The 916-nt window shown below is 61.0% G+C and carries 2 protein-coding genes; both read right to left on the reverse strand.

Translation table 11 applies throughout. From position 1 onward, the window contains the following. Positions 1 to 284: acetolactate synthase small subunit (gene ilvN, locus EN925_RS37670; RefSeq protein ID WP_128337454.1), on the reverse strand; the 284-nt coding region annotated here is incomplete at its 3' end. Positions 285 to 369: 85 nt separating this feature from the next. After that, on the reverse strand, positions 370 to 916 hold a 547-nt coding region (locus EN925_RS37675), incomplete at its 5' end, for a thiamine pyrophosphate-dependent enzyme (RefSeq protein ID WP_245487458.1).

A 916-nucleotide genomic window follows, 5' to 3' on the forward strand; every position in this document is an offset into this window, starting at 1 on the left:
ACGCGGTGCACCGGCACGATGCGCTCCAGCTGGTGCTTGATCTGCTCCAGCACATGCGGCGTGCCGCGCGTCACGATGGTGATGCGCGACAGGTGTTTTTCATGCTCGGTCTCGGAGACGGTCAGGCTCTCGATGTTGTAGCCGCGCCCGGAAAATAGGCCGATGACCCGGGCAAGCACGCCCGGCTCATTGTCGACCAGCACGGAAAGCGTGTGGTTTTCCGGCTTTTCCGTTTCCTTGGCGATAAAATAGGCCGAACCGGTCGGTTGTAGCTGTGCGTTCATGACATGAATCTCGATTTCAAGCTCTTGAGCTAATTCTTTGTTTGCGCAGGGCTTTCTCGCGACAGCCCTGCCTTGGTTCTGCCGGCTACACCAGTTCCCTGCCCTTGGCGTCGATGGCATTGGCCACCGCCTCGTCGGTCGCCTCGTCGGGCAACAGCATCTCGTTATGCGCCTTGCCCGACGGGATCATCGGGAAGCAGTTGGCGAGCGTCGCCACGCGGCAATCGAACAGCACCGGCTTCCTGACCGAGATCATCTCCTTGATCGCGTCGTCCAGCTCGTCCGGCTTTTCGCAGCGAATGCCGTGGCCGCCATAGGCCTCGGCCAGCTTGACGAAGTCCGGCATCGCCTCGGTATAGGAATGCGACAGCCGGTTGCCGTGCAGCAACTGCTGCCACTGCCGCACCATGCCCATATACTGGTTGTTGAGGATGAAGATCTTGATCGGCGCATTGTGCTGCACCGCCGCGCTCATCTCCTGCATCGTCATCTGCACCGAAGCGTCGCCGGCAATGTCGATGACCAAAGCGTCGGGATGCGCGATCTGCACGCCGAGTGCTGCCGGCAGGCCATAACCCATCGTGCCCAGCCCGCCCGACGTCATCCAGCGGTTCGGCTTCTCGAAACGATAG

Origin of the sequence: Mesorhizobium sp. M7A.F.Ca.US.006.04.2.1 (genome assembly GCF_004022915.1) — a bacterium.
Classification (GTDB): domain Bacteria; phylum Pseudomonadota; class Alphaproteobacteria; order Rhizobiales; family Rhizobiaceae; genus Mesorhizobium; species Mesorhizobium ciceri.